Genomic DNA, 22,606 nt, shown 5'->3' on the forward strand with positions numbered 1-22,606 from the left:
CAGTGGACGCGAGCAACTGAGGACAAGCCCTCGGCCTATTAGTACCAGTCAGCTCCACCCGTTACCGGGCTTCCACATCTGGCCTATCAACCCAGTCGTCTACTGGGAGCCTTAACCCCTCGAAGGGGGTGGGAATACTCATCTCGAAGCAGGCTTCCCGCTTAGATGCTTTCAGCGGTTATCCTTTCCGAACGTAGCCAACCAGCCATGCCCTTGGCAGAACAACTGGCACACCAGAGGTTCGTCCGTCCCGGTCCTCTCGTACTAGGGACAGCCCTTCTCAATATTCCTACGCGCGCAGCGGATAGGGACCGAACTGTCTCACGACGTTCTAAACCCAGCTCGCGTACCGCTTTAATGGGCGAACAGCCCAACCCTTGGGACCGACTCCAGCCCCAGGATGCGACGAGCCGACATCGAGGTGCCAAACCATCCCGTCGATATGGACTCTTGGGGAAGATCAGCCTGTTATCCCCGGGGTACCTTTTATCCGTTGAGCGACAGCGCTTCCACAAGCCACTGCCGGATCACTAGTCCCGACTTTCGTCCCTGCTCGACCCGTCGGTCTCACAGTCAAGCTCCCTTGTGCACTTACACTCAACACCTGATTGCCAACCAGGCTGAGGGAACCTTTGGGCGCCTCCGTTACTCTTTAGGAGGCAACCGCCCCAGTTAAACTACCCATCAGACACTGTCCCTGATCCGGATCACGGACCCAGGTTAGACATCCAGCACGACCAGAGTGGTATTTCAACGACGACTCCACAACCACTGGCGTGGCCGCTTCAAAGTCTCCCACCTATCCTACACAAGCCGAACCGAACACCAATATCAAACTGTAGTAAAGGTCCCGGGGTCTTTCCGTCCTGCTGCGCGAAACGAGCATCTTTACTCGTAGTGCAATTTCACCGGGCCTATGGTTGAGACAGTCGAGAAGTCGTTACGCCATTCGTGCAGGTCGGAACTTACCCGACAAGGAATTTCGCTACCTTAGGATGGTTATAGTTACCACCGCCGTTTACTGGCGCTTAAGTTCTCAGCTTCGCCGACCCGAAAGTCAGCTAACCGGTCCCCTTAACGTTCCAGCACCGGGCAGGCGTCAGTCCGTATACATCGCCTTACGGCTTCGCACGGACCTGTGTTTTTAGTAAACAGTCGCTTCTCGCTGGTCTCTGCGGCCACCCCCAGCTCGGAGAGCAAGTCTCCTCACCAGTGATGGCCCCCCTTCTCCCGAAGTTACGGGGGCATTTTGCCGAGTTCCTTAACCATAGTTCACCCGAACGCCTCGGTATTCTCTACCTGACCACCTGAGTCGGTTTAGGGTACGGGCCGCCATGAAACTCGCTAGAGGCTTTTCTCGACAGCATAGGATCATCCACTTCACCACAATCGGCTCGGCATCAGGTCTCAGACTATGTGCACGACGGATTTACCTACCGTGCGTCCTACACCCTTACCCCGGGACAACCACCGCCCGGGCTGGACTACCTTCCTGCGTCACCCCATCGCTTACCTACTACCACCTTGGTTCATCGGCTCCACCACTACCCTCAACTCCGAAGAGATCGGGCCGGCTTCACGGACTTAGCATTAATGGGCTCAGTACTGGGCGTTTCAAAGCGGGTACCGGAATATCAACCGGTTGTCCATCGACTACGCCTGTCGGCCTCGCCTTAGGTCCCGACTTACCCTGGGCAGATCAGCTTGACCCAGGAACCCTTAGTCAATCGGCGCACACGTTTCTCACGTGTGTATCGCTACTCATGCCTGCATTCTCACTCGTGAACCGTCCACAACTCGCTTCCGCGGCTGCTTCACCCGGCACACGACGCTCCCCTACCCATCCGTACTCCCGTTGGGGATACATGTACGAATGACACGACTTCGGCGGTACGCTTGAGCCCCGCTACATTGTCGGCGCGGAATCACTTGACCAGTGAGCTATTACGCACTCTTTCAAGGGTGGCTGCTTCTAAGCCAACCTCCTGGTTGTCTCTGCGACTCCACATCCTTTCCCACTTAGCGTACGCTTAGGGGCCTTAGTCGATGCTCTGGGCTGTTTCCCTCTCGACCATGGAGCTTATCCCCCACAGTCTCACTGCCGTGCTCTCACTTACCGGCATTCGGAGTTTGGCTAAGGTCAGTAACCCGGTAGGGCCCATCGCCTATCCAGTGCTCTACCTCCGGCAAGAAACACACGACGCTGCACCTAAATGCATTTCGGGGAGAACCAGCTATCACGGAGTTTGATTGGCCTTTCACCCCTAACCACAGGTCATCCCCCAGGTTTTCAACCCTGGTGGGTTCGGTCCTCCACGAAGTCTTACCTCCGCTTCAACCTGCCCATGGCTAGATCACTCCGCTTCGGGTCTTGAGCGTGCTACTGAAACGCCCTGTTCGGACTCGCTTTCGCTACGGCTTCCCCACACGGGTTAACCTCGCAACACACCGCAAACTCGCAGGCTCATTCTTCAAAAGGCACGCAGTCACGACTGCATGTGCAAGCACATACAGCGACGCTCCCACGGCTTGTAGGCACACGGTTTCAGGTACTATTTCACTCCGCTCCCGCGGTACTTTTCACCATTCCCTCACGGTACTATCCGCTATCGGTCACCAGGGAATATTTAGGCTTAGCGGGTGGTCCCGCCAGATTCACACGGGATTTCTCGGGCCCCGTGCTACTTGGGTGTCTCTCAAACGAGCCGTCAATGTTTCAGCTACGGGGGTCTTACCCTCTACGCCGGACCTTTCGCATGTCCTTCGCCTACATCAACGGTTTCTGACTCGTCTCACGGCCGGCAGACCGTGAAAGAGAGATCCCACAACCCCGCATGCGCAACCCCTGCCGGGTATCACACGCATACGGTTTGGCCTCATCCAGTTTCGCTCGCCACTACTCCCGGAATCACGGTTGTTTTCTCTTCCTGAGGGTACTGAGATGTTTCACTTCCCCTCGTTCCCTCCACACTGCCTATGTGTTCAGCAGCGGGTGACAGCCCATGACGACTGCCGGGTTTCCCCATTCGGACACCCCCGGATCAAAGCTCGGTTGACAGCTCCCCGGGGCCTATCGTGGCCTCCCACGTCCTTCATCGGTTCCTGGTGCCAAGGCATCCACCGTGCGCCCTTAAAAACTTGGCCACAGATGCTCGCGTCCACTGTGCAGTTCTCAAACAACGACCAGCCACCCATCACCCCGCTCCGAAGAACAGGTTCACTGGGGCCGGCAACTGAAGGCGACCATACGGCCGTACCCTCAGATACCCAACAACGTGCCCGACCCGACCTGCCGTCCCCCACGTTCCACGCCGAAGCAGTACTAGTGAAAAACAACCTGTCGTGCCGAATAGTCAACGTTCCACCCATGAGCAACCACCGTCGGACATTTGCCGACGTAGTGGCACTGGATTCCTTGCGGAATCTAGATGCTCCTTAGAAAGGAGGTGATCCAGCCGCACCTTCCGGTACGGCTACCTTGTTACGACTTCGTCCCAATCGCCAGTCCCACCTTCGACAGCTCCCTCCCACAAGGGGTTGGGCCACCGGCTTCGGGTGTTACCGACTTTCGTGACGTGACGGGCGGTGTGTACAAGGCCCGGGAACGTATTCACCGCAGCAATGCTGATCTGCGATTACTAGCAACTCCGACTTCATGGGGTCGAGTTGCAGACCCCAATCCGAACTGAGACCGGCTTTTTGAGATTCGCTCCGCCTCGCGGCATCGCAGCTCATTGTACCGGCCATTGTAGCACGTGTGCAGCCCAAGACATAAGGGGCATGATGACTTGACGTCGTCCCCACCTTCCTCCGAGTTGACCCCGGCAGTCTCCTGTGAGTCCCCATCACCCCGAAGGGCATGCTGGCAACACAGAACAAGGGTTGCGCTCGTTGCGGGACTTAACCCAACATCTCACGACACGAGCTGACGACAGCCATGCACCACCTGTACACCGACCACAAGGGGGGCACCATCTCTGATGCTTTCCGGTGTATGTCAAGCCTTGGTAAGGTTCTTCGCGTTGCGTCGAATTAAGCCACATGCTCCGCTGCTTGTGCGGGCCCCCGTCAATTCCTTTGAGTTTTAGCCTTGCGGCCGTACTCCCCAGGCGGGGAACTTAATGCGTTAGCTGCGGCACCGACGACGTGGAATGTCGCCAACACCTAGTTCCCAACGTTTACGGCGTGGACTACCAGGGTATCTAATCCTGTTCGCTCCCCACGCTTTCGCTCCTCAGCGTCAGTAATGGCCCAGAGATCCGCCTTCGCCACCGGTGTTCCTCCTGATATCTGCGCATTTCACCGCTACACCAGGAATTCCGATCTCCCCTACCACACTCTAGCCTGCCCGTATCGACTGCAGACCCGGGGTTAAGCCCCGGGCTTTCACAACCGACGCAACAAGCCGCCTACGAGCTCTTTACGCCCAATAATTCCGGACAACGCTTGCGCCCTACGTATTACCGCGGCTGCTGGCACGTAGTTAGCCGGCGCTTCTTCTGCAGGTACCGTCACTCTCGCTTCTTCCCTGCTGAAAGAGGTTTACAACCCGAAGGCCGTCATCCCTCACGCGGCGTCGCTGCATCAGGCTTTCGCCCATTGTGCAATATTCCCCACTGCTGCCTCCCGTAGGAGTCTGGGCCGTGTCTCAGTCCCAGTGTGGCCGGTCGCCCTCTCAGGCCGGCTACCCGTCGTCGCCTTGGTAGGCCATCACCCCACCAACAAGCTGATAGGCCGCGGGCTCATCCTTCACCGCCGGAGCTTTCAACCCCGTCCCATGCGGGACAGAGTGTTATCCGGTATTAGACCCCGTTTCCAGGGCTTGTCCCAGAGTGAAGGGCAGATTGCCCACGTGTTACTCACCCGTTCGCCACTAATCCACCCCGAAGGGCTTCATCGTTCGACTTGCATGTGTTAAGCACGCCGCCAGCGTTCGTCCTGAGCCAGGATCAAACTCTCCGTGAATGTTTTCCCGTGATCGGGACAACACAACACGAGAGCGGAACGACCGGACGGAATAAGACCGGTCGTTCACAGCGTCCTCGCTGTGTAAATTGCCTACCGGGTCAGTGACCCCGTAGGACTTTCAAAGGAACCTCCAACCTGCCGAAGCAGGCCGGGGTATCAACATATCTGGCGTTGACTTTTGGCACGCTGTTGAGTTCTCAAGGAACGGACGCTTCCTTTGTACTCACCCTCTCGGGCTTTCCTCCGGGCTTTTCCCTTCGGTCTTGCGTTTCCGACTCTATCAGACTCTTTCGTGTCCGATTCCCGGTCGAAGCGGGGTTTTGCTTCGCTTTCCAGTTCTTCGCTTTCGCGTTTCCCTTTCCGGCGGTTCCAACCTTACCAGACTCTTTTTCGTTCCGTTTCCGGTTCGAATTTGAATTCTGATGACCGTTGGAGTGGTCTTTGCCTTTCGGCTGACTCGACTTTATCAGAAACATTCGGCCGAAAAATCGGCTTCGCGATCCAAAGTGAGGGAGTCAATGGCTCTACCGAAATTCAATTTCCGGTGAGAGCGAAGTAGAGACTAACCGCTGGGCCTGGACATGTCCAGGCAGAGCCAACCGTTAAAATCTACCTCCCCGCGTCTGCCATGTCAATAGCTTCCTTGGGGCGAGGAGGAGACTAGCAGGTCAGCAGGGTCGTGCGCACATCAGGCGGCGACCGGGAGCTCGGCGCTGCGTTCCGTGGGATCGACGTCGCCGCCATCACCGGCTCGCGCTGCTCGGCCGCCCAGGATGTAGACGTAGGCGAGGAAGGCCAGCTCGGCCGCGATGCCGATGGTGATGCGCCCCCAGGTCGGAAGACCAGAGGGGGTGACGAAGCCTTCGATGGCTCCGGAGACGAACAGGACCAGCGCGAGGCCGATGGCCATGCCGATCGCGGCCCGGCCCTGCTGTGCGAGGGCCGAACGCCGACTCTGCGGGCCCGGGTCGATCACCGTCCAGCCTAGGCGCAGGCCCGTCCCCGCGGCGACGAAGACAGCGGTGAGTTCGAGCAGGCCGTGCGGGAGGATCAGCCCCAGGAAGGTGTCGAGCCGGCCCGCTGAGGACATCAGGCCGATGCCGACCGCGAGGTTGAGCACGTTGATGAACAGGATCCAGATCACCGGGATGCAGAGGAACGCTCCCAGGACCAGGCACATGGCCGCGGCCTGGGCATTGTTCGTCCATACCTGGGCGGCGAACGAGGCGGCCGGGTGGCTGGAGTAATAGGTCTCGTACTCCCCGCCCGGGCTGGTCAGGCGGCGGAGGTCGTCCGGAGCCGCGATGGCCGACTGGACTTCCGGATGCGTACCGATCCACCAGCCGATGACTGCCGCCAGCAATGTGGAAAGAACCGCGGTGGGTATCCACCAGTGCCTGGACCGGTAGACAGCGGCGGGGAAACCGGCGGTGAGAAAGCGTGTGGCGTCGCGCCAGGAGGCTCGGCGGGTGCCGGTGACCGTGGCTCGGGCACGGGCCACGAGCTGGGTGAGGCGCGCCGTGAGCATCGGGTCCGGGGCGCTGGACTGGACGAGCGAGAGGTGGGTGGCCGTGCGCTGGTAGAGCTCGACGAGTTCGTCGACTTCTGTGCCGGTGAGCCGGCGCCCGCGGTGCAGGAGATGATCCAGGCGGTCCCACTCGGTGCGGTGGGCGGTCACGAAGACATCGAGATCCATGATCGGCTGCTGCTCCAGGCATGGGTGCGTACGGGTTCGTACTACGGCGGCGCGCTGCGGGTCAGCTTGGCAGACTGAGGCCCCGAGGGGCAGGGATGATCGGCGAAGGGTGGGGCGGCGATGAGTGAGCTCGTGACCGGGGACGCGGTCGTGCTGGGGCTGCGGCCGGCGAAACTGCCGAGTCGGGCACTGGCACTGGCCATCGATCTTGCCGTGGTGGGGGCGGCGTTCGTCCTGGTGTCGATAGGACTGGCCGTCGCGACGGCGACGCTGGATGACGCGGCGCTCGCGGCAGTTTCCGTGGCGGCCTTCCTGCTGGTGCTGGTGGGCGGCCCGATCGCGGTGGAGACGCTCAGTCACGGGCGTTCGCTGGGGAAGCTGGCGTGCGGGCTGCGGGTGGTCCGGGACGACGGGGGGCCGATCCGGTTTCGGCATGCGCTGGTGCGTGGGGCCATGGGGGTCGTCGAGATTCTGATGACGCTCGGAGTCGTCGCCTGTATCGCCTCGCTGGTGTCGGCGCGGGGGCGGCGACTCGGGGATGTGTTCGCGGGGACGCTCGTCGTGCGGGAGCGGGTGCCCGCGGGACGGGCGGCTGCCGTGCCGCCTCCGCCACCATGGCTGGTCGGGCGGTTCGCGGGGCTGGATCTGTCGGCGGTGCCGGACTCTCTGTGGCTGGCCGTACGGCAGTACCTGACCCGTATGCATCAGCTCGACGCGCAGGTGGGTTGGTCGATGGCGGAGCGGCTGGCCGGGGAGTTGGCGGAGCGGACCGGAGTCCCGGTGCCGGAGGGGGTGCCGGCCGGGGCGTACCTGGCGGCGGTGGTGAACGAGCGGCAGGCGCGGGATTCCCGGAGGGTGTTCGTTGCCGCTCAGGACGGGGCTGCGCACGGTGGTTCCGGGGGGCAGGCGGGCCGGCCGGTGAATGGGGCTCCGGTGAGTGGGGTTGCCGCTCGGGCGCCTGTCGGGGACGTGCCTTCCGCGGTGGTTGCCAGGGCGGGTGCGCCCGTGCCGCCTGCGGGGGCGGAGGACGGTCGGGTGCCGCCTGCCGCTACGGGGTTCGCGCCGCCTGCCTAGAGCGGTGAGGGCGGGGACTCCAGGTCTTCGAGCTCGATGCCCGGGGCCGCGAGGACCACGTCGCCGGAGATGTGGACGGTGTGCTGCTCGCCGGTGTCCAGGGCGCTGACCTGGTATTCGTCCACGGTCAGGGGGCCGTTGTCAGTGGCGTGCGTTTCACTGTTCACCAGGGCCCAGGACTGGTCGACGGTGCGGGGTGCGAGGACCGGGTCCGTGAAGGCGACCAGGCGGACACGGGTCGCGGGGGAATCGGGGGTGAGGCGCAGCAGTCGTGCGGTCGCGATGAGGAATGCGGGGGATGTGCCGGTGAAGGCGTGGGCGCGGACATTGCCTTCGGTGGCGTGAGTGCCGGTCGGATCGGTACGGACCCAGGTGACGCCTTCGAGGGCGGCGCCGCGGACCTGCCAGCTCGCGGCATGGAGTTCGAGACGGATGGGTCGGCCGAGTTCGTCGAGGGTGAGGTCGACGGATCCGAGGTGGTCACCGGAAGGGGCGGTGGTTCGGGAGACGTAGCGCCAGCCGGAAGGGCCGGGTGCGCATTGGAAGTGTTCTTCGCCGAGGGGGGTGTGATCGTGAAGATCGTGGAGCGAATATCGGCCGCGGGGCATGGGGTCCTTCGGGGTTCCTCGGGCTGAGCGGGGCGCGGTACGGGGCAGGCCCCCGACACGGGGGTGCGGGGGCCTGCGCTCGTAGCTGCTGCTGAAGCTGTTCCGTCTGTCAGCGGCCGGTCGTCACTGACCGGTGGTGACGTGCGCGGTCGCTGACGGGCCGGATCAGTAGCGGTAGTGGTCGGGCTTGTACGGGCCGTCGACCTCGACACCGATGTACGCGGCCTGCTCGGGGCGGAGCGTCGTGAGCCTCACGCCGAGCGCGTCGAGGTGGAGACGGGCGACCTTCTCGTCCAGGTGCTTGGGCAGCACGTAGACATCGGTCGGGTACTCCTCGGGCTTGGTGAACAGCTCGATCTGGGCCAGGGTCTGGTCCGCGAACGAGTTGGACATGACGAACGAGGGGTGGCCGGTGGCGTTGCCCAGGTTCAGCAGGCGGCCCTCGGACAGCACGATGAGGACCTTGCCGTCGGGGAACGTCCAGGTGTGGACCTGCGGCTTGACCTCGTCCTTGACGATGCCGTCGATCTGCGCCAGACCGGCCATGTCGATCTCGTTGTCGAAGTGGCCGATGTTCCCGACGATGGCCTGGTGCTTCATCTTGGCCATGTCGGTGGCCATGATGATGTCCTTGTTGCCCGTCGTGGTGACGAAGATGTCGGCCTGGCCGACGACGTCGTCGAGGGTGGCGACCTGGTAGCCGTCCATCGCCGCCTGCAGGGCGCAGATCGGGTCGATCTCCGTGACGATCACCCGGGCGCCCTGGCCGCGCAGGGACTCCGCGCAGCCCTTGCCCACGTCGCCGTAGCCGCAGACGACGGCGGTCTTGCCGCCGATCAGGACGTCCGTGGCGCGGTTGATGCCGTCGATCAACGAGTGGCGGCAGCCGTACTTGTTGTCGAACTTGGACTTGGTGACGGCGTCGTTGACGTTGATCGCCGGGAAGAGGAGGGTGCCGTCGCGGTGCATCTCGTACAGCCGGTGCACACCGGTCGTGGTCTCTTCGGTGACGCCGCGGATCTCGGACGCCAGCTGGGTCCACTTCTGCGGGGACTCGCCGAGGGTGCGGTTCAGCAGGGTGAGGATGTGGGCGTACTCCTCGCTGTCCGCGGTCGACGGGTCCGGGGCTGCGCCGGCCTTCTCGAACTCGACGCCCTTGTGGACGAGGAGGGTGGCGTCACCACCGTCGTCGAGGATCATGTTCGGGCCGCCGGTGGGGGTGTTCGGCCAGGTCAGGGCCTGCTCCGTGCACCACCAGTACTCCTCCAGCGTCTCGCCCTTCCAGGCGAAGACCGGGACGCCCGCCGGGGCTTCCGGGGTGCCGTTCGGGCCGACGGCGATGGCCGCGGCGGCGTGGTCCTGGGTCGAGAAGATGTTGCAGGAGGCCCAGCGGACCTCGGCGCCGAGGGCGACCAGGGTCTCGATCAGCACGGCCGTCTGCACGGTCATGTGCAGCGAACCGGTGATGCGGGCGCCGGCCAGCGGCTGCGTGGCGGCGTACTCCTTGCGGATCGACATCAGGCCGGGCATCTCGTGCTCGGCGAGGGTGATCTCCTTGCGGCCGAACGTCGCGAGGGAGAGGTCGGCGACCTTGAAGTCCTGTCGATTGGCGACCGTCGTCATAACGGGCTGCTCCTCGTAATGGGTCGAGGTGGGGCACGGATGGCTCTGCGGCGGCGGGCACACGAATGCCCGGGCGCTCGCAGCGCAGTCCGTCGGAGGCCCTCTCTCCCTCGGCCGGTCCGCGCATACGGACCGATCGACCGCCATCAGCAGCGACGTCTGACACTGCCGTCGAATCTACACCGATCGGCCCAGTCGCTCCCAGTCCGCCCCGGGCCGGGAAGTGGCCCGGAGGATGTACCGGGAGCGGAGGGGAGGGTGGATCGAGAAGTGCCGGAAGGGGTGCCGGAGGGCGTATGGGCAGGTGGATGGGGGGTGTGTGCCAGGTGGTGCGGTGGGCGGTGATCAGTGGGCGGATTCCGTCGGGGTGTCCGGGGTGCCGCCTCCGGGACCCTCGGGAGTGTTGCCGGGGGCTCCGCCCGGGGCCTTGCCAGGGTTGGTGCCGGCCGCGGCGGCGGTCTCGCTGTAGATGTCCGGTTCCAGATAGATGACCCGGGCGATCGGGACCGCCTCGCGGATCCGGCTCTCGGCGGCGTTGATGGCGTTGGCGACCTCGGTGGCCGTGTTGTCGTGCTGCACCGCGATCTTGGCGGCGACGAGGAGTTCCTCCGGGCCGAGGTGGAGCGTACGCATGTGGATGACCTTGGTGACCGTGTCGCCGTCGACGACCGCGGCCTTGATCTTCTCGACCTGGTCGGTGCCGGCGGCCTCGCCGAGCAGGAGGGACTTCGTCTCGGCGGCGAGCACGATCGCGATGATGATCAGCAGGGCGCCGATGCAGAGGGTTCCGATGCCGTCCCAGACGCCGTTGCCGGTCGCGAGGGCCAGGCCGACACCCGCGAGGGCGAGCACCAGACCGATCAGCGCGCCGAGGTCCTCCAGCAGGACGACGGGGAGTTCGGGGGCCTTCGCCCGGCGGACGAACTCCTTCCAGGAGAGCGATCCGCGGGTCTGGTTGGACTCCTTGATGGCCGTACGGAAGGAGAAGCTCTCGGCGATGATCGCGAAGACGAGCACGCCGACCGGCCAGTACCAGGCCTCGATCTCGTGCGGGTGCTTGATCTTCTCGTAGCCCTCGTACACCGCGAACATGCCACCGACCGAGAAGAGCACGATGGAGACGAGGAATGCGTAGATGTAGCGCTCGCGGCCGTAGCCGAAGGGGTGCTGGGGGGTGGCCTCGCGCTGGGCCTTCTTGCCGCCGAGCAGCAGCAGGCCCTGGTTGCCCGAGTCGGCGACCGAGTGGACACTCTCCGCGAGCATCGACGACGAGCCACTGAACAGGAACGCCACGAATTTGGCCACTGCGATCGCGAGGTTGGCGGCGAGTGCCGCCACGATCGCCTTGGTTCCGCCTGACGCACTCATGGGTGCCTGGTGTCCCTTCTTCGGTGCTGCGGCCCTGGCGCCGCGGTACGGCCGGACATTGTTGCAGTCGCTGGTGTGGACGGTACGTCAGGCCACCACTGTGGCGCGGAACAGAGTTCCCGTACCGGACACTTCGACCTTTTCTCCGGAGGGTACGAACACGGAGGCGCCGGGTGCAAGATCGAGTTCGCCCGCCTTCGGGGCTCCCCCGGTGCAGAGCAGGATCTGCGGGGTGTCCCTGGTCAGGTCGACGGGAGCGGCGCCGGGCGAGAGGTCGAAGCGCGAGAGCCGGAATTCGTCCACGGGCGTCTCGTACAGCTCCTCGCCGGAAGGCGACGCCTCGGGACGCAGGACGCCGGGCTCGGTCGCCTCGAAGCGGACGATGCGCAGCAGTTCGGGTACGTCGATGTGCTTGGGCGTGAGTCCGCAGCGCAGCACGTTGTCCGAGTTGGCCATGATCTCGACGCCGAGGCCGTCGAGGTAGGCGTGCGGAACGCCCGCGCCGAGGAACAGGGCTTCGCCGGGCTGGAGTTCCACGTAGTTCAGCAGCATCGCCGCGATGACGCCGGGGTCGCCGGGGAAGTGGTGGGCGATCCGGGCGTACGGGGTGTGGGCGCCACCGAGGCGTTCGGCGGCGGCCGCGGCCAGGTTCACCGTTTCGGCCATCTCCGCGGGGTCTGCGCCGAGGATCGCGGTGAGGACCTCGCGCAGGGCGGCCTCTTCGGGGTGGGCGCCGAGCAGGTCGACGTACGGCTTGAGGGAGTCGACGCCGAGTGCCGCCATCGCCTCGGCCGCCTCGGTGGGCCGGCGGAAGCCGCACAGGCCGGCGAAGGGGGTGAGCGCGCAGATCAGCTCGGGCTTGTGGTTGGCGTCCTTGTACGTGCGGTGGGGCGCGTCGATCGGGACGGACCGGCGCTCCTCGTCCTCGTAGCCCCGCTTGGCCTGCGCGAGGTCGGGGTGGACCTGGAGGGAGAGCGGGGCGCCGGCTGCGAGCAGCTTGAGGAGGAAGGGGAGGCGGGGGCCGAACTTCTCGACGGTGGCCCGGCCCAGTTCGCGCTCGGGGTCGGCGGCGATGACATCGGTGAGGGGCTGTTGGGAACCTGCCTCTCCGGTGCCGGTGCCGGTGCTGGTGCCGGTGCCGGTTATGCGGGTGAGGAGGGAGGGGGCGCCGGGATGGGCGCCCATCCACATCTCGGCCTGGGGTTCGCCGGTGGGGGCGATGCCGAGCAGTTCGGGGATGGCTGTGGTGGAGCCCCAGGCGTAAGGGCGCACGGTGTTGGAGAGCCGGTCCATGGTGTTCGTCCTTGTGAGATGCGTTGCGTGGATCGGGGGTGCTGTGCTGCGCCGGCGGGCGGCCCTCTGGTGGGGTGCGGTTCCGGCTCGTCGGGGTCAGGCGCCGGTTGCCGAGGCGAGTGCCAGGTAGACGGCGGCGAAGTCGGTGACCGCGAGCAGTTCGGCGAGGGCTTCGAGTTCGGTTCCCTCGTCCGGCTCCAGTTCGCTGATCGCCGTGTCGTGGCCGAGGGCCAGTTCGCGGGCGGCGGGGGCAGCGCTCAGTCCCCCGGTGGAACGGTCGCGGAGCAGTACGACGCGGGCGTGCAGCGGATCGGGCTCGTCGACCCGGTCGCGGAAGAAGTCGTCCGGGTCGGCGCCCGCGGCGAATGTGCCCGCCAGCATCGCGCCGTGGGCGGGAAGCGCTTCGGGCAGTTCGGCGGCGAGGGCCGGGCGGCCGGACAGCTCGGCCAGGACGGCGGCGAATCTGCGGCCGACCGGAGCGGCGGCGTCGCCCTCCGTCCAGATGAGGGGCAGGCTGTCGGCGAGTTCGGCCGCGAGGGTCTTGGCCGGGTTGCTGTACGTGGCGATGGCCGGACCGCAGCGTTCCGCGGTGCGGTCCAGACGGTCGGCGACGCTCTGCAACGCCTCGGCAGGCGCGGTGACCAGGCCGACCCGGTCCAGCAGTACGAGCAGCGGGGTGAACAGTGCCCAGAGCGTGCCGGGGCCCGCGGCCGACGTCTCGGCGTCGTACTCGCCGTGCGGGGCGGAGGCCATCGGTACGACGAGTCCGTGCGCCCCGTCGATCGCCTCGCCCAGCGGTGACTGGCGCGGGGTGACGGCGACGACGCTGCAGCCTCGGCGGTACGCCTGTTCGGCGAGGAGGGAGAGGCCCGGCTCGGAGCCGTCGGCCGTGACGATCAGCAGCAGGTCCACGGAGCCGGCCCAGCCGGGCAGCGTCCAGCGCATCGCGCCCGCGGCGGGGGCGACCCCGGTGGGGTGGATGCGGGTGACGGGCGCGGAGGCGCCTGCCAGTGCGGTGATCAGGTCGGCGACGCCGGACGCGGCGGTGCCGGAGCCCGCGACCAGTACGGCGCGGGGGCGGCCCTCCGGGTTCAGTCCGGCGATCCCCGCCTCGGCGGCGTGCCGGGCAGCGGTACGGACCCGGGCCCCGGCCTCGGCGGCGCCGCGGAGCAGGCCGCGGCGGTCGGCTCGGGCCAGGGCTTCCGGGGCGTCGAGCAGCGACTCGTCGAGCATGGGAACGGTCCTCCGATCACGTGCTGATCACCGTGCGGGGTGCGGGGCGGTGGGCGCCGCGGGGCCCGGGCGCCGTTACGCGGGGCGGCGGGCCTCGTCGACGAGGAGGACGGGGATGCCGTCCCGTACCGGGTAGGCCAGGCCGCAGTCCTTGCCGGTGCAGACCAGTTCGGGGCTGTCGGCTGCGGACCGGTCGTCGAGCGGGGCGTGGCAGGCCGGGCAGGCGAGGATCTCCAGGAGGCCGGCTTCGAGCGGCATGGGGTGGGTCCCTTCAAGCTACGGATCAGGCGACGTCAGCCTACCGCCGGGGGGCCGGGGGCGGTGTCGGGTGGGGGCGGTGCGGTGTGAGGGCGGGTGAGTGTGGTGCGGGTGGGTAGGTGCGCCTGCGGCGGGCCTGTTCCCCTACCCGCCCCTCCCCGTAACCGGGGCGCTGCCCCGGGCCCCGGCCCTCAATCGCCGGACGGGCTGGGGGGTGCACCCGGGGGCTCTGCCCCACCCCGGACCCCCGCTCCTCAAATGCCGGAGGGGCTGGAAATGAGCGCTGGTGGGGTCTCAAGCGCCGGGGGCTCGGACCATGGCCAGTACCTCGTCCCGTACCGCTGTCATCGTCCGTTCGTCGCGGGCCTCCACGTTCAGGCGCAGCAAGGGTTCCGTGTTGGAGGCCCGGAGGTTGAACCACCAGTCCGGGGCCGTGACCGTCAGGCCGTCCAGGTCGTCGGTCGTGACGCCGTCGCGGGTCGCGAAGAACGCGCGTACCGCTGCCGTGCGGCCCGGCTGGTCGGCGACCGTGGAGTTGATCTCGCCGGAGCCGACGTAGCGGTCGTACCGGGCGACCAGTTCGGACAGGGGGCCCTGCGCACCCCCCAGCGCGGCGAGCACGTGGAGCGCGGCCAGCATGCCCGTATCGGCGTTCCAGAAGTCGCGGAAGTAGTAGTGCGCGGAGTGCTCGCCGCCGAAGATCGCGCCGTGCTCGGCCATCTCCGCCTTGATGAAGGAGTGGCCCACGCGGGTACGGACCGGGGTGCCGCCGTTCTCGCGGACGACCTCGGGGACCGAGAGGGACGTGATCAGGTTGTGGATGACGGTGCCCTTGCCGCCGTTGCGGGCGAGTTCCCGGGCCGCGACCAGGGCGGTGATCGCGGACGGTGAGATGCCCTCGCCCCGCTCGTCGACGACGAAGCAGCGGTCCGCGTCGCCGTCGAAGGCGAGGCCGAGGTCGGCGCCCTCGGACACGACCCGGGCCTGGAGGTCGACGAGGTTCTTCGGGTCGAGGGGGTTGGCCTCGTGGTTGGGGAAGCTGCCGTCGAGTTCGAAGTACATCGGTACGAGGTCGACGGGCAGGTTCGCGAAGACGGTGGGGACGGTGTGGCCACCCATGCCGTTGCCGGCGTCGACGACGACCTTCAGCGGCCGGACGGACGTCAGGTCGACCAGGGACAGCAGGTGGGCCGCGTATTCGGCGAGCGTGTCGCGCTCGGTGACGGTGCCGGGGGTGGCGACCGGCTGCGGGACACCGGTCCCGGACCATTTCTCGACCAGGGCGCGGATCTCCAGGAGCCCGGTGTTCTGGCCCACGGGTGCGGCGCCCGCCCGGCAGAGCTTGATGCCGTTGTACCGCGCCGGGTTGTGCGACGCGGTGAACATCGCGCCGGGGAGGCCCAGGCTGCCCGAGGCGAAGTACAGCTGGTCGGTCGAGCAGAGGCCGATGAGTGTGACGTCCGCGCCGCGCGCCGTGGCTCCGCGTGCGAAGGCTGCCGAGAGGCCGGGCGATGAGGGCCGCATGTCGTGGCCGATCACGATCGCGTCCGCGTCCGTCACCTCGACGAACGCCGCCCCGAACTGCTCGGCCAGCGATTCGTCCCACTGATCGGGCACCACTCCGCGCACGTCGTACGCCTTCACGATCTGCGACAGATCAGCAGCCACGGGCCGGTCCTCCTGAGATTCCTGCGGACCGCCCAAACTACCCGGCGGGCTCGTACGCCCGGCTCAGGGCCGCATCGAGGCCGGCTCAGGAGTCCGGTGAGCGCAGCACCCTCAGGTGGCCGCGGCGCGCGACCTCCATCGGATCGGCGGCGTGCGGACCGCTGCCCCGCCCGTCTGTTCCGCGGTCCTGCGGCCGCGCCGCTTCCCGTACGGCATTGGCGAGCGCTTCGAGATCGTCGCCGCTGGGGCGGGTGGGGGCGGAGGGGTCGGAGAGCCGGACGACTTCCCAGCCGCGTGGTGCCGTCAGCCGCTCACTGTGCTCGGCGCAGAGGTCGTAGCAGTGGGGCTCGGCATAGGTGGCGAGCGGGCCGAGGACCGCAGTCGAGTCGGCATAGACGTACGTCAGTGTCGCGACGGCAGGGCGGCCGCACGCGGTGCGCGAACAGCGACGTACAGGGCTCACGATGTTGGACGGTACCGCACTCTTGAGCGGGCTGCGACGACTCTCCCTCAGGTCACCTCACCGTGTCGCCCTGTGACCTCCGGTACGGACGCCTCCCGGACACTCCTTCCGACCTGCGAGGGGACGGAGAAGCGGAGGCCGTGCCGGCAACGATTCCGGTCACCACTCGACACCGAAGCTGTCATACAGCAGGAGATCAACGATCAGGAGCAGGGCCTGAAACGGGCCCCCGGTTGGCCGGATTGTTCAGGATTGGACATGCCGATGCCCTGTCAGGGAGCAGCGATCCACCTGCCCCGCAGAGAGTTACCCTGCGTCAGTGATGGACAGTCCCGTACCGCCCCACCCGTCCGAGCCGCGCCCACGCCGCCGTGACCGCCATGGCCGCGGCATGCGGGGGCCCGTCGCCCCGCCCCAGGTGCCGCTCTCGGCCAGCAGGGCGGAGAACTTCCGCGATCTCGTGCAGGACTCGGTGGAACGGCTGGAGCGGCGCTGGCCGCAGCTGGCCGACGTCGACTTCGTGGTGCTCGACGTGCCGGGAACACAGGAGGAGACCGTGCCGCTGGGGCAGGCGGTCTCCGCGGAGAAGGGCCGGCCCGCGCAGATCGTGGTCTACCGGCGGCCCGTGGAGATCCGTACCAAGAACCGCGACGAGCGCGCCCTGCTGGTGCACGAGGTCGTGGTGGAGCAGGTCGCGGAGCTGCTCGGGCTCGCCCCGGAGTCCGTGGACCCGCGGTACGGGCAGGAGTAGCGGCAGCCGTACGGGCGGGGGCCCGTGTTCCGGCCCCCGCCCGTACCGCCCGCTCAGTCGTCGAGGACCGACAGGTCCTGTTCGGCCGCGGGCACCTCGACCGTTCCGCGGTCGTCCGGCAGGGTCTGCACGGTGAACATCTGGATGCCGTCCTGCGTGAGGGTGAGCGTGCGTGCGGCGTGGACCGGGCCGCCCGACTCCGTCTCGACCGTCAGGGCGTAGCCGCCCTTGAGCCCGGACGGTACGGGCGGGGTGACCGCCAGGGTCGTGCCGCCCTTGACCGTGTACTTCTTGACGGTCTGTTCGCCGCCCTCGCTGCCCGCCGACGCGGTGACCTTCACGGTGGCGGTGGCCCCGGGTGCGGTGAGCGAGAGGACCGAGCCCTTGTCCCGGTTGTCGGCCACGGTCGCCCGTGCGCCCACCGGGCCGGTCGCCGGGATGTAGCCGACCTCCTGCTTGTCGCCGGTGCCGCGGACCACGCGCAGTGCGGCGACCACCGGGGTGCCCTTCCTGCCCCCGGCCGGGGTCAGCAGCAGGGAGCCGGCTTCGCCCTTGGTGATGTCCTTCAGGTCGACGCCCGCGGTCATCCGCGACTTGACGTGGAGGTCCTGGTGTCCGGCGGGCGAGATCGCGCCGGTCTTGCCGAGGAGTTTCACCGTCAGGTGGGCGTCGTCGTCGCCCGATGCGAAGGCCACGAGACGGACCGAGGTGGCGTCCGCGGGGATACCGGGGAGCACCAGGGTGCCCGTCGGGTCGGCGGAGGCGGCCAGCCAGTCGCTGCCGGTCGCCTCGTCCGCGGTCCTGACGACCGCGCCGACGCGTCCGGTACGGGTGGTGACGTGGACGGTCACGTCCTCGGCGACCTCACTCGTCAGCGTGGAGATCAGGACCGGCACGCTGGAGCGGGCGGGCACCGTGGTGCCCTCGCCGACATCGGACTTGAGGGAGCCGTCCGGACCGTACAGCTCGATGTCGGCGACGGCCGCGGTGTCGTCCGGGTTGGTCAGGTGGACGTAGTCCTCGCGGGACTTCGCGGTGCTCGCGGCGGGGAACCAGAAGTCCGTGCCGGGGCCGGTGCAGCTGACGCCGAGCAGGCCGCGGGCGCCGCCCGCCTCGACCATGGTGGTCTGCTGGGTGGTCCAGCCGGGGGCCAGGCGGCCGGTGGCGGTGCCGACCAGCGCGGGGGCGCCGGCACCGGACACCTCGGCGGTGGCCGGTTTGCCGGGCTCCTTGAGCGAGACGACCGGCTTCTCGTCCTTCCCGCCCTTCTCCTCGTCCTTCTTCTCGCCCTTCTTCCCGTCGTCGGCCGCGGTGGCGGTGGCCTCCTGCAGTTCGGCCGCACCGGCCTCGCCGCCGCTGCCGCCCGCCGGGGCGAAGGAGGTGTACGTCGTCTCCGCGAGGTCCGAGAGACCGGGGGCCGGGCAGAGCAGGCTGGACCGTTCCACCGGCAGCCGTGCGGCGGTCTTCGCCTCTGCCGTGTCCCCGTCGCCGGGCGCGGTGAGCGCGGCGAATCCGGTGACGGCGGCGAGGGCTACGGTGCCCGCGATGAGGGACAGGCTGCTGGACTTCACTCGGACTCGCCTCGCGATGCGTTACCGGTCGGCCACGGGTTCTGGCCCGGGGCGGGGTTCTCGTCGGGGTTCTGCGGGTCGTACTGGCCCTGCTGCCCGTAGTGGGCCTGGGGGTCGTACGGGGCCTGGGCCTGGGCCTGCGGGTCGTACTGCTGCTGTGGGGCGTAGCCGTACGGGTCGTAGGTGTTCTGCTGGTACGGGTCGGCGGCGAGGTGGTCCTGCTGCGTGCCGTACTGGACGTCCTGGTACTGCTCGCCCTCGTACTGCTGGTAGCCGGCGCCCTGGTACTGCTGCGCGTCCCATTCGCCGTACTGCTGCTGCGGCACCGCCGCGTACTGGCCGTCGTCGGCCTGCGGGGCGAAGGTGTCCTGGTCGTCGCTCCGGCGCGGTTGCTGCTCGGCGGGCTCTTGGACGGGAGGCTGCTCGGCGGTGGTGTACTCCCCCGTCTGCTGGGCGGGGATGTACTGGCCCGCCGCGTCCGGTGCCTCCTCGGCCGGACCGTTCCCGGCCGGCTCGGCCTCCGCTTCCGCGTGGGCGGCCGCGCGCAGCCTGCGGGCCCGGCGTCCCTCGCCGGCGACCGGCTCCGCGGGGACCGTCACGGCCTCCTCGGGAAGGTCGTCGTCGATCTCCCGGCGGCGGCCGGGCAGGGCGAGGACCAGCAGGACGACGGCCAGCGCCGACTGGGCCCAGATCCAGGCGGTGTGGGTGAGCGGGGTGTCGTACGTGAGGTCCAGCGTGCCGCCCTCGGCGGGGAGTTCGAAGCCCTGTGCCCAGCCGTCGACGGTCTTCGGGGTGAGCGCCCGGCCGTCGAGCGTGGCCTGCCAGCCGGGGTCGGCGGCGTCCGCGATCCGCAGCACGCGGCCGGAGCCGCCCGCCGGGACCTTGGTGTGCGCCTCGACGGGGAGGGAGCCGACGGGCAGCGGTTCCCCGTCGGAACCGGACGGGATGATCATGACTCGGGCGACCTGGCGGTCGACCCGCCACAGCGCGCTGCCGTCCAGCTGGCTCAGCCGGCTGAGGCCCGGGGTCGCGTCGAGGACCCGGCTCATCTGCTTCGGGGCGCCGTCGCGGACCAGTACGTAACGGATCGCGAAGCCGCTGAGCTGGCTGCCCTGGTCGGCTCCGGAGCCCGCGACCAGGTTGGCGACGACCTTGTCGAGGTGGCTGTTGCTGCCGCCCGCCTCGACCAGTTCGGCGTCGCCGAGCCGCGCGCCGGAGCCGCGTACCAGGGTGTACGAGACGGTGGCGGGCGAGGTGCCGCCGAGGACCAGGGTGCGCGGCTGGTCGCGGGTGGTGCTCTCCTCCGCCACGAACTCGGGCACCTGCACCGGGTCGCGGCGCTCCAGCGGACCCGCCGCGCCGCCGATCATCCAGCCCACGGCGGCCAGCGCCGGGGCGAGCCCCGCGGCGAGGGCGATCAGCGCGGCGACCGGCTGCCGCCAGCCGAAGCTGAGCTCGGCGACGCGTACCCGGGCACCGTCCGCGCCGACCAGTGCGGCGGCGATCAGCGCGATGCCGTAGACGAGGGTGGCGGGACCGGCCCAGCCCGAACCGTTGGCCAGCGCGGCGAAGACCAGCGCCACGAGCGCGACCGCCCACGCGGTGCGTACCGCGAACTGCCGCTCCCCGCGCAGCAGCGCGGCCAGCGCGGCGAGCACGATACCGAGCAGCAGCACTCCGCCGGCCGCCTTGGGGCCGCCGGGGCTGATGCCGAGCAGGTCGAGCGCGGAGGCCGTGCCCGTACCGATGTCCATGCCCGCTTCCTTCAGGAAGCCGGACGGGCTGGTGAGGAGCGAGAGCGACCAGGGCGCGAGAACGAGCAGCGGGGTACCGATCGTGGCGAGGAACCGGAGCCCGTACGCGGCGATGTCGTCGCGGCGCAGCACGAGCACGCCGATGCCGAGGACCACGGCGAGCGGCCAGACGATCGGCGTGAACGCCATCGCGAAGGTGAGGATCAGGGTGTACGCCCAGGTGGCGCGCCAGCTGCCGCGGGCGTCGCCGCCGGCTCGCATGCCGTACGCGGAGACGGCCGCGCGGGCGATCAGCGGGAGCAGGACGGCCAGTACGGCGGTGCCGAGGCGACCGGTCGCCAGGGCGCCGGTCGCGGCGGGCAGGAAGGCGTACGCGATGCTCGCCCAGGCCCGCAGCAGCCTCGATTCGAGCAGCGGCCGGGAGGCGAAGTACGCGGTGAGCCCGGCGAGCGGTACGGAGCAGACCAGCAGCAGGGTGAGCGCGAAGCCGGTCGAGCCGAGGAACAGCGCGGACAGGGCCGAGAGCACGGCGAGGTAGGGGGGCGCGGTCTGCGTGCCGCCGGTGCCGACCGTGTGCCAGCCGTCCGCGTACTTGCTCCACAGGTCGGAGACGTCGGCGGGGGCGGGCAGCAGTGCGCCGCCGGTCAGCGCTCCGCCGCCGAGGAGGCCGCGGCAGGCGACCAGCGAGACGAGGAGCAGGACGGCGAAGAGCACCGGGCCCGGCTTGCGCCCGATCCGCTTGAGCCGCGCGAACTGCTCGATCTCCAGGAAGTCGGCGTCGTCACCGCCGGGGCCGGACTCCACGGCGCCGTGCCGGGAGCCGCCCGAGTCGGCGTCGGAGCCGTTGCCGAAGTTCCCGGCGACCTGGTCCACGGTGGCGCGGACGGTGGCACCGGGCGGCGGGAAGAGGCCGCGCAACTCGGTCTGGTCCACGGCGCCCTTGCCGCGGCTGCGCCGGGCCGAGAGGATCCGCCCGGGACGCAGCAGGGTGCCGAAGAACCCGGCGACCTCGTCGAGGGCCTGGCCGGGCACCTTGCCGACGAGATAGGCGAGGGTACGCAGCAGGGTGCCGACGACGAGCCGGAGCATCACCCAGGGCAGGGCCTTGGCACGGGCGTTGACCAGCATCGTGTAGACCGCGCCGGCCTTGTCGACACGGTGCGGGGAGGCGACCGAGCGCCCCGCGCAGTCGATGGGGCGGCGTTCGCGGGCGGAGGCCTCGGCGTGCCTGAGGACGGCGTCGGGGGCGACGAGCACCCGGTGTCCCGCGACGTGCGCGCGCCAGCACAGGTCGACGTCGTCACGCATCAGGGGGAGCCTGCGGTCGAACCCGCCGAGCTCCTCCCAGATGTCACGGCGGATCAGCATGCCCGCGGTGGAGACGGAGAGCACGGTACGGACCTGGTCGTGCTGGCCCTGGTCCTGCTCGCGGCGGTCGAGTCCGGTCCAGCGGCGTCCGCTGTTGGCGATGGAGACGCCGACCTCGAGCAGCTGCTTGCGGTCGTACCAGCCGCGGAGTTTGGGGCCGACGATCGCGGCGTGCGGGTCGGTGTCGACGACGCGCAGCAGTTCGGCGAGCGCGTCGGGTTCGGGTGCGCAGTCGTCGTGGAGCAGCCAGAGCCACTGCACCGGTTCGCCGTGCGGCAGTTCGGGCAGGTCGTAGGCGTCGTCGCGCCAGGCCCTGCTGACGGGGTCCCAGCTGCTGGGGCGCTTCAGGTACGGCAGGTCCTCGGGGGTGAGGACGCCGGCCGTGCGGGTCGCCTCGTCGACGGCGGTGCCGAAGCTCGTACGGCGCGCGAGGTGCAGGACCCGTTCGGCGCCGAGCGCCTCGGTGACCAGCCGCGCGGAGTCGTCGGCGCTGCCGGTGTCGGCGGCGACGACGTTCTGTACGGGGCGTTCCTGCCCGAGCAGCCCGGCGAGCGCGTCGGGCAGCCAGCGTGCGCCGTCGTGGGAGACGAGCACGGCGGTGACGACATGCCGGGGGAACTCTGGGGCGGTGGCGGCCGCGTACGGCGCCGCCGATTGGCTGTGCACGGACATCGAGGTACGGGCCCTCCGGCCGGGTCCGGGGGCGTCTCCCCGGGGGCTGCATCGGTGTACACGCGCGCCCTGTCGGGGCGTTGGCGCGTCTCGGACGGGGCCCCACACTAACGGTACGGATAACCGCGGTGGCGCCGAGCGCTCGAACGGGGCCGCGGCCGGGCGGGGGTGGAGCCGCGGCAGGTACGGCGATGGCCCGTCGTCTGCGGGCAGGGCGCAGGCGGCGGGCCATGGTCGG

General features: G+C 68.4%; 13 protein-coding genes and 2 rRNA genes. 2 read left to right on the top strand and 13 right to left on the bottom strand.

Features of this window, described 5'->3' with window-relative positions; all coding sequences use genetic code 11:
- Positions 1-18 precede the first annotated feature (18 nt).
- The 3 genes from OG978_RS16210 to OG978_RS16220 form a co-directional block, all read right to left on the bottom strand.
- Positions 19-3,144: ribosomal RNA gene (locus OG978_RS16210) — 23S ribosomal RNA — on the bottom strand.
- Positions 3,145-3,439: 295 nt separating this feature from the next.
- Positions 3,440-4,965: ribosomal RNA gene (locus OG978_RS16215) — 16S ribosomal RNA — on the bottom strand.
- Together the 16S and 23S rRNA genes form the textbook arrangement of a ribosomal RNA operon.
- 691 nt (positions 4,966-5,656) lie before the next feature.
- Positions 5,657-6,664 (bottom strand): stage II sporulation protein M, encoded by a 1,008-nt coding sequence (locus OG978_RS16220; protein WP_326765907.1) that lies wholly within the window; start codon positions 6,662-6,664, stop codon positions 5,657-5,659.
- 120 nt (positions 6,665-6,784) lie between these two features.
- Here OG978_RS16220 and OG978_RS16225 point away from each other — a divergent pair, with 120 nt between their 5' ends.
- Positions 6,785-7,738 (top strand): RDD family protein, encoded by a 954-nt coding sequence (locus OG978_RS16225; RefSeq protein WP_326765908.1) that lies wholly within the window; start codon positions 6,785-6,787, stop codon positions 7,736-7,738.
- Here the strand turns inward: OG978_RS16225 and OG978_RS16230 are convergent.
- From OG978_RS16230 to OG978_RS16265, 8 genes are all read right to left on the bottom strand, one after another.
- The gene (locus OG978_RS16230; protein WP_326765909.1) at positions 7,735-8,346 is read right to left on the bottom strand and encodes a hypothetical protein; all 612 of its coding nucleotides are present in this window, start codon (positions 8,344-8,346) and stop codon (positions 7,735-7,737) included. The genes OG978_RS16225 and OG978_RS16230 overlap by 4 nt on opposite strands.
- A gap of 165 nt (positions 8,347-8,511) precedes the next feature.
- On the bottom strand, positions 8,512-9,969 hold the full coding sequence (gene ahcY / locus OG978_RS16235; RefSeq protein ID WP_326765910.1) for an adenosylhomocysteinase: 1,458 nt from the start codon (positions 9,967-9,969) through the stop codon (positions 8,512-8,514).
- Between the two features lie 345 nt (positions 9,970-10,314).
- The gene (locus tag OG978_RS16240) at positions 10,315-11,337 is read right to left on the bottom strand and encodes a cation diffusion facilitator family transporter (RefSeq protein ID WP_326765911.1); all 1,023 of its coding nucleotides are present in this window, start codon (positions 11,335-11,337) and stop codon (positions 10,315-10,317) included.
- An 87-nt stretch (positions 11,338-11,424) separates the two neighbouring features.
- Positions 11,425-12,630: a mannose-6-phosphate isomerase, class I gene (gene manA / locus OG978_RS16245; RefSeq protein WP_326765912.1), complete on the bottom strand. Its 1,206-nt coding sequence runs from the start codon at positions 12,628-12,630 to the stop codon at positions 11,425-11,427.
- A 96-nt stretch (positions 12,631-12,726) separates the two neighbouring features.
- Complete coding sequence (locus OG978_RS16250; protein ID WP_326765913.1) at positions 12,727-13,863, bottom strand: SIS domain-containing protein; 1,137 nt, start codon at positions 13,861-13,863, stop codon at positions 12,727-12,729.
- Between the two features lie 75 nt (positions 13,864-13,938).
- Positions 13,939-14,121: a Trm112 family protein gene (locus OG978_RS16255; RefSeq protein ID WP_326765914.1), complete on the bottom strand. Its 183-nt coding sequence runs from the start codon at positions 14,119-14,121 to the stop codon at positions 13,939-13,941.
- Between the two features lie 294 nt (positions 14,122-14,415).
- The gene (locus OG978_RS16260) at positions 14,416-15,789 is read right to left on the bottom strand and encodes a phosphomannomutase/phosphoglucomutase (protein WP_326765915.1); all 1,374 of its coding nucleotides are present in this window, start codon (positions 15,787-15,789) and stop codon (positions 14,416-14,418) included.
- Between the two features lie 85 nt (positions 15,790-15,874).
- Positions 15,875-16,252: a DUF3499 domain-containing protein gene (locus OG978_RS16265; protein WP_206433804.1), complete on the bottom strand. Its 378-nt coding sequence runs from the start codon at positions 16,250-16,252 to the stop codon at positions 15,875-15,877.
- Positions 16,253-16,574: 322 nt separating this feature from the next.
- Here OG978_RS16265 and OG978_RS16270 point away from each other — a divergent pair, with 322 nt between their 5' ends.
- Positions 16,575-17,003, top strand: a complete 429-nt coding sequence (locus tag OG978_RS16270; RefSeq protein ID WP_326765916.1) for a metallopeptidase family protein — start codon at positions 16,575-16,577, stop codon at positions 17,001-17,003.
- Positions 17,004-17,056: 53 nt separating this feature from the next.
- Here OG978_RS16270 and OG978_RS16275 read toward each other — a convergent pair whose 3' ends face one another.
- A complete protein-coding gene (locus OG978_RS16275) occupies positions 17,057-18,574 on the bottom strand; it encodes a DUF5719 family protein (RefSeq protein ID WP_326765917.1) in 1,518 nt (505 codons plus the stop codon).
- Positions 18,571-22,368 carry a glycosyltransferase gene (locus tag OG978_RS16280; RefSeq protein ID WP_326765918.1) on the bottom strand — a complete coding sequence of 1,266 codons (3,798 nt, stop codon included), beginning with the start codon at positions 22,366-22,368 and terminating at the stop codon, positions 18,571-18,573. Before OG978_RS16280 ends, OG978_RS16275 begins: the two co-directional genes overlap by 4 nt.
- Positions 22,369-22,606: the final 238 nt, after the last annotated feature.

The organism is Streptomyces sp. NBC_01591, from assembly GCF_035918155.1.
Lineage (GTDB): Bacteria > Actinomycetota > Actinomycetes > Streptomycetales > Streptomycetaceae > Streptomyces.

Coding starts and splice junctions, on each gene's coding strand:
- OG978_RS16220 (WP_326765907.1), bottom strand. CDS start 6,664: ATGGATCTCGATGTCTTCGTGACCGCCCACCGCACCGAGTGGGACCGC.
- OG978_RS16225 (WP_326765908.1), top strand. CDS start 6,785: ATGAGTGAGCTCGTGACCGGGGACGCGGTCGTGCTGGGGCTGCGGCCG.
- OG978_RS16230 (WP_326765909.1), bottom strand. CDS start 8,346: ATGCCCCGCGGCCGATATTCGCTCCACGATCTTCACGATCACACCCCC.
- ahcY (WP_326765910.1), bottom strand. CDS start 9,969: ATGACGACGGTCGCCAATCGACAGGACTTCAAGGTCGCCGACCTCTCC.
- OG978_RS16240 (WP_326765911.1), bottom strand. CDS start 11,337: ATGAGTGCGTCAGGCGGAACCAAGGCGATCGTGGCGGCACTCGCCGCC.
- manA (WP_326765912.1), bottom strand. CDS start 12,630: ATGGACCGGCTCTCCAACACCGTGCGCCCTTACGCCTGGGGCTCCACC.
- OG978_RS16250 (WP_326765913.1), bottom strand. CDS start 13,863: ATGCTCGACGAGTCGCTGCTCGACGCCCCGGAAGCCCTGGCCCGAGCC.
- OG978_RS16255 (WP_326765914.1), bottom strand. CDS start 14,121: ATGCCGCTCGAAGCCGGCCTCCTGGAGATCCTCGCCTGCCCGGCCTGC.
- OG978_RS16270 (WP_326765916.1), top strand. CDS start 16,575: ATGGACAGTCCCGTACCGCCCCACCCGTCCGAGCCGCGCCCACGCCGC.
- OG978_RS16280 (WP_326765918.1), bottom strand. CDS start 22,368: ATGTCCGTGCACAGCCAATCGGCGGCGCCGTACGCGGCCGCCACCGCC.